The sequence below is a fragment of the Pantoea sp. EKM103V genome, assembly GCF_011800365.1.
Taxonomy (GTDB): domain Bacteria; phylum Pseudomonadota; class Gammaproteobacteria; order Enterobacterales; family Enterobacteriaceae; genus Pantoea; species Pantoea anthophila.
In genome coordinates this window covers 1-3178 of sequence record NZ_JAALFQ010000027.1, presented here as the reverse complement: position 1 = coordinate 3178, position 3178 = coordinate 1, and the positions used below count along the sequence as shown (strand labels likewise).

The 3178-nt window shown below is 62.0% G+C and carries 6 protein-coding genes and 1 pseudogene; all 7 read left to right on the top strand.

Features of this window, described 5'->3' with window-relative positions; translation table 11 throughout:
- Positions 1-51 precede the first annotated feature (51 nt).
- A complete protein-coding gene (locus HFD97_RS21920; protein ID WP_167432549.1) occupies positions 52-447 on the top strand; it encodes a hypothetical protein in 396 nt (131 codons plus the stop codon).
- Positions 448-464: 17 nt separating this feature from the next.
- Positions 465-818 carry a hypothetical protein gene (locus HFD97_RS21915; protein WP_167432550.1) on the top strand — a complete coding sequence of 118 codons (354 nt, stop codon included), beginning with the start codon at positions 465-467 and terminating at the stop codon, positions 816-818.
- An 83-nt stretch (positions 819-901) separates the two neighbouring features.
- Positions 902-1051 carry a succinate dehydrogenase flavoprotein subunit gene (locus tag HFD97_RS21910; RefSeq protein ID WP_167432551.1) on the top strand — a complete coding sequence of 50 codons (150 nt, stop codon included), beginning with the start codon at positions 902-904 and terminating at the stop codon, positions 1049-1051.
- Positions 1048-1614, top strand: a complete 567-nt coding sequence (locus HFD97_RS21905) for a hypothetical protein (protein ID WP_255461662.1) — start codon at positions 1048-1050, stop codon at positions 1612-1614. The genes HFD97_RS21910 and HFD97_RS21905 overlap by 4 nt, the downstream gene beginning before the upstream one ends.
- Positions 1615-1668: 54 nt before the next feature.
- Positions 1669-1977 (top strand): hypothetical protein, encoded by a 309-nt coding sequence (locus HFD97_RS21900; protein ID WP_167432546.1) that lies wholly within the window; start codon positions 1669-1671, stop codon positions 1975-1977.
- A 643-nt stretch (positions 1978-2620) separates the two neighbouring features.
- Positions 2621-2926, top strand: a complete 306-nt coding sequence (locus HFD97_RS21895; protein WP_167434914.1) for a hypothetical protein — start codon at positions 2621-2623, stop codon at positions 2924-2926.
- A gap of 49 nt (positions 2927-2975) precedes the next feature.
- Positions 2976-3178, top strand: a pseudogene (locus tag HFD97_RS21890) (DUF945 domain-containing protein); the annotation flags it as partial.

The following is a 3178-nucleotide window of genomic DNA, read 5'->3' as shown; positions in this document are numbered from 1 at the left end:
CGCGACTGGATCGACCGAAACATGACAACCCACCTGAGCAGGAGAAATGCCATGAACACACAGAACGTCAACGTCAACACCGCCACGCCAGAATCTCCCAAAACATGGGTTAACGGCCACACCCTCGCGGGCGTGAGTCCGGCGCTGGCGGGAGACCTGGATTTTCTGGCCGGGCTGCGCACGGAGCGCATGACGCTGGATGACCGCGCAGAACTGCTTTACGGCGGCCTGCTTTGCCTGGCTGAGCAGGTCTGCAACGCTGTAACAGACTGGTCATGCTACCGCCCGCGGATGCCCCTGACGGCCTGGCAGGCGTGGCTTGCCGCCGGTCCGCTGGTATGTGACCAGTGCGATGGCACCGGTAAAGAAGCCTGGCGGCTGGCCTGCCGCGAGCTGGGAATGCTGCTGAAAGCGGGCCGGGGAATGCACCTGGCGGATATTGCGTGAGCGGGGGAGGGAGCGGAATGAAAACACAGAACGCAGCAGACGCCGGGATCAGCGGATTAGCGCCGCAGCTGGCGGACAGCCTGAAGGCACTCACGGAGCTGGCGCAGCGCCGGTTCAGCGAACGTGAGCAGCATGAATTCCTGTGGTTCACGCTGCACGACATGGCGCAGCAGGTGGCAGACACGGTACGGGACGGCGCGCTGCCGCTGCCCTCATTCCGCGCGTGGATAGCGGCGAGTCACATCGTACACGACCGCTTCGGCACGGCGGGAGAGGTGGCATGGGGCAGGGCAAGCAGCCTGCTGGCAGACCGCCTTGCCGCTGACGTCGCACAACAGGCAGGAGGTGCGCAGAACAATCCGCAGGCGTAAAAAAAGCAGGCCGGAGCCTGCTCTTTTCACGGTCGCCAGTTCGCGCTGGCGGCCTCATCAAAACCAACCAATGGGTAGTAGATATGAATTTTGACTCACAAATCGTCGCACATGCCACTTCGTTTGTAAACGCCCTGCGCAGCGGACGGCTGGCACATGTACCCGCCATGCCGTTTTCGCTGTGGCAGCAGTTCATGACCACCGTTAAGAGCCAGCTGGAGGTGCAGCCATGAGCAGCATGATCGTGCAGCAGCATCCGGCCGGTGCGGCGTCACCGGTGACGCATGAGGATATCGCCCGCGCGCTGGGCCGATACTGCCTGATCCGCCTCGACAACGGGGCCGAATCCTTCTGGCACAACGGGCACTATATCTGCGAGGCGGACGGCGCATCCGCAGAGACCGGGGTGGCCGATATCGCCCGGCTTGCCGCGCGGGCGGGCGGTCAGTCGCTGCGGCATGCTGAGCTGCCGGTGCCGGACGGAGAGTGGTGCTGGTCTGATATCGCTGAACGGCTGGCCTGCAGTGCCCTGACCGAAACGGTGCGCGCGTCAGGCATCGTGACGGGGAGCGAAACGCCGCAGGGCCGGGGCGTGCACTTCTGCGATCATCCGCTGCTCAGCGGTGACAATTCGAACCTGTGGTTTCCGGTCGGCAGCGGGGAGGGCTGGTTTGAGGCGGTTGAGCGCATCCTAATCATGAACGGGCTGGCGGAAAACCTGGTGAAGCTGACGCCGCTGCGCGAGGGAAACTATATCGACTGGAAAGCTACCTGGAATCGCCGGGTCACTATCTGATGCCGCAGGGCCGGTCAGACCGGCCCTGATCACCCTGACTGAGAGGAATACATTATGCAGAATACCACGACTTCCCTGATGGCTGACGACACGATGACGTTTGCTGATCTCGCCTGCCTGGCGCACCAGAACGCAGACGGGATGCCGTCTGAAGCAGACAATGCTGGCCGGGCAGGCGCTGCTGCTGCCGCGCTCGTCACCTTTGCGCGCTGCACCGGCCTCGATGCCGATGAGGAACCGGCCGCCACCGCCGTGGTGGATTTACTGGCTGACCTGATGCACCTGTGTGGCGGAACGGGCATGCCGTTCTGTGAGCTGCTGGTTTCGGCTGCACAGCACTACGGCTGCGAAGCGGACACATGAGCAGGGGCCGCACAGCATAACCCCGCGGGGCCGTCCGGCCCCGGATAAAAGACGGTGCTGACGCACCGTCCTGCCTCCATCGCGAAAACATTCGCAGGTGCCATCTCCCGGCATGATTCTGAAGGTTCATCCTGTTATCACCCCCGCTTTCAGCGCTGTCCGGATGCCGTCAGGCGCTGAGCAGGAGTTGTGATGTCTGGATAATCCACGTCGTTATGTTTTCTTCCGGCGTTCCGCAATGCCCTGTCCCGCGCACTGAAACGCTGTCTCCCCGGGCGTCCGGGCGCGCTGTCATGCTGCGCACAGAGCCGGCAGGCCGTCTCTGCCCTGCGGGTGTCCATCGCTGACGCAACCCCTGCAACCGGCTTGCGCCGGTGCGTTCACTGGCCACGAAAGGCCGTGGCCGCTGAGGACCGGACCGGCATAGCCGTCCGGGGTGTGTTCGTGCCGTTTTCGCGCGCGGCGGGCCTGTTCCGGTCAGTCCAGGCGCGGAGGGCTGGTCGTAGCACCGTCATTCGTCAGCTGCAAGGGTGAAATGCACGCCTGCGGCGCCCTTGCATCTGCCGCCTGCCGTTGCTCCTTTGCCCTCTGCCGCGACTGGATCGACCGAAACATGACAACCCACCTGAGCAGGAGAAATGCCATGAACACACAGAACGTCAACGTCAAAACCGCCACGCCAGAATCTCCCAAAACATGCGCGGAAAAGCAGGGCGGGGCGCTCAGTCCGGCGCAGTTTCGCGATCTGTACGATCACCTGCACAGGCATGGCGTGTTCACCGGCATCAGCGGGGTTAATGGTGCGCAGCTGGCTGAGCTCGATGCGCTGGAGGAGCCCACGGAGGAGCCTGAAGCGGCGATCGTTTACCTGCACAACGGCTGGCCGCTGGCGCTGTATGAGTACGACACCGGTTACCTGATATTCCGCGAAGCGCTGGCCGCTTTATAAACCGTTTTTTATTTCACTGCTGACACTCAGATTTAAGAGGTAATTAATTATGGTCCGTTTTGCTTCCCGCTATGCCGCCCCGACCGCTATCCGTAAAAACAGCCCGCTGAATAACGACGAGCTGATGCGCATTGTTCCGAGCGCGTTTTCTGCAGAAAAGCATGATTCGCGTTCTGAGCGTTATACCTATATTCCGACCATTACCCTGCTGGATAAACTGCGTGAAGAAGGATTTGAGCCCTTTTTTGCCAG

Excerpts from the sequence above, each read along its gene's own strand:
- HFD97_RS21910 (WP_167432551.1), top strand. The coding sequence starts at position 902 with ATGAATTTTGACTCACAAATCGTCGCACATGCCACTTCGTTTGTAAAC.
- HFD97_RS21895 (WP_167434914.1), top strand. The coding sequence starts at position 2,621 with ATGAACACACAGAACGTCAACGTCAAAACCGCCACGCCAGAATCTCCC.
- HFD97_RS21915 (WP_167432550.1), top strand. The coding sequence starts at position 465 with ATGAAAACACAGAACGCAGCAGACGCCGGGATCAGCGGATTAGCGCCG.
- HFD97_RS21920 (WP_167432549.1), top strand. The coding sequence starts at position 52 with ATGAACACACAGAACGTCAACGTCAACACCGCCACGCCAGAATCTCCC.
- HFD97_RS21900 (WP_167432546.1), top strand. The coding sequence starts at position 1,669 with ATGCAGAATACCACGACTTCCCTGATGGCTGACGACACGATGACGTTT.
- HFD97_RS21905 (WP_255461662.1), top strand. The coding sequence starts at position 1,048 with ATGAGCAGCATGATCGTGCAGCAGCATCCGGCCGGTGCGGCGTCACCG.